General features: G+C 58.4%; 3 protein-coding genes. All 3 read right to left on the bottom strand.

The features are described 5' to 3' along the window. Window positions 1-197 (bottom strand): hypothetical protein (locus EN991_RS36265; protein ID WP_127370520.1); only part of this gene is annotated, 197 nt, incomplete at its 3' end. A 96-nt stretch (window positions 198-293) separates the two neighbouring features. Then, window positions 294-653: a hypothetical protein gene (locus EN991_RS36260; RefSeq protein ID WP_064994922.1), complete on the bottom strand. Its 360-nt coding sequence runs from the start codon at window positions 651-653 to the stop codon at window positions 294-296. Continuing rightward, window positions 653-913, bottom strand: a complete 261-nt coding sequence (locus EN991_RS36255; RefSeq protein WP_024505332.1) for a hypothetical protein — start codon at window positions 911-913, stop codon at window positions 653-655. The genes EN991_RS36260 and EN991_RS36255 overlap by 1 nt, the downstream gene beginning before the upstream one ends. Between the last annotated feature and the right edge of the window lie 493 nt (window positions 914-1406).

The following is a 1406-nucleotide window of genomic DNA, read 5'->3' as shown; positions in this document are numbered from 1 at the left end:
CCCGAATAGAGCGTTGCGCCATTCGTGTCGGCGATCGTCATGGCGTCCGGCCGCTGTGGCATGTTCAGGGTCCCAGCCAAAAGCCTGGCGATTTCGATCGCATCTTCGAGGTCGGCGGCTTCCGCCGTCTCGCGGCCGAGCACGGCATGCGCATCGTCCGCTTCGCGGGTGCGATAGAATTCGATCACGATCTTCATCGCCGTCCCGTCTCGCCGTGTCAGTTCTTGCCTTTGCCGCGCGGGGCGCTGATCTTGGCGGTAAGCCTGGTCTGGGCACCGAACACGCTTTCAGGCTTAGGCAGTGCCTTTTCCAGCTTCGGCTTCCTGATTTCCCGGCTCGAGCGTTTCTGTCCCTTTGACATGTGCGAACGTCCTTTCAGAGAGTGTTATGATGTCACTGGGCGACGTGGCGACCGGTTCGAGACTGTCCTGGGTCGCCACCCGTTCATGACGTTCGCCGTCGCTGCGGATGCGGTATTGCAGCGAATCTCCCCTCGCAGGGAGCGTGGCCCTGATGCGGTAGATTTCCGCGGTCTGTGGAAACGTGCCAAAGCCGCCCTTCAGCCGGACAGCCTGTCCGACGGCAAACAGATGCGTTGCGGCTTCGCGGCGGATCGGGCGTGGGTTGCGTTGCATCAGGGTTGTGGTTTTCATCATTGTCTCTGGTCCTGCTCCAGTGCGGCTTCAAGCGATGCCGGTTCGATCGGCACCATCTGCTGCGTGGCTCCGACGGCGGAGATCGCCGGCAGGTGAATGAAGGTGGCCACGCGGCGCCATGCGATCAGCGAAGCCCCTTCGAGAGCTTCCTCGTCTTGATCGACGCGATACGCTCCAGGTGGTTGCGGCGTATCGAAGCCAGGCAGCGAAAACGCCGCCCTGAAGCGAACGATTGAAGATGTGGTGCGGCTGGTCATCAGTTGCGGCTTCCCGCGGAAACGCACGACGCCTTTCCGTATCATTCCCACTCGAACCGCCGGAGCGATGCCCGACGCTGCCAGTATATCCGTGGTCAGCGTCGGTTTCATTCCAGGGTTCGAGCGGGACGAAATGTGCGCCGGATCGGCTCATGCACTCGTTTTCGAGAATTGGTGGTGAATCGCAGGACTCTGACACAAAGCCAACTCTACCAAATCAACGAGCTTTACATATGCGCCTCAATTGCGTTGCAAACAAGGTCTCGGCGCCTTTTCTTTTTGGCTTTTAAATAACAAATCGATGTCCGTGAAATTCAAGGCGGCAGAAAGTTTTCCGCCAACGCAAATAAATTCTGCGAGGCTCGAAATTATTTCGTTCGATTGTTTGGGGCATACACGAGAATTAATTCTGGCATTCCTATCTATCGAGTGCCAACGCGTCTATAGAGGAGGGGCGTGGCCGCCTGTGCCGGCCCCCAGAAAGAAAGTTCCC

Origin of the sequence: Mesorhizobium sp. M7A.F.Ca.US.005.03.2.1 (genome assembly GCF_003997795.1) — a bacterium.
Classification (GTDB): domain Bacteria; phylum Pseudomonadota; class Alphaproteobacteria; order Rhizobiales; family Rhizobiaceae; genus Mesorhizobium; species Mesorhizobium ciceri.
This window is presented reverse-complemented; position numbering and strand designations above follow the sequence as displayed.

What these genes read in the sequence shown, in the direction of transcription:
- EN991_RS36260 (WP_064994922.1), bottom strand. Translation starts at nt 653, where the DNA reads ATGAAAACCACAACCCTGATGCAACGCAACCCACGCCCGATCCGCCGC.
- EN991_RS36255 (WP_024505332.1), bottom strand. Translation starts at nt 913, where the DNA reads ATGACCAGCCGCACCACATCTTCAATCGTTCGCTTCAGGGCGGCGTTT.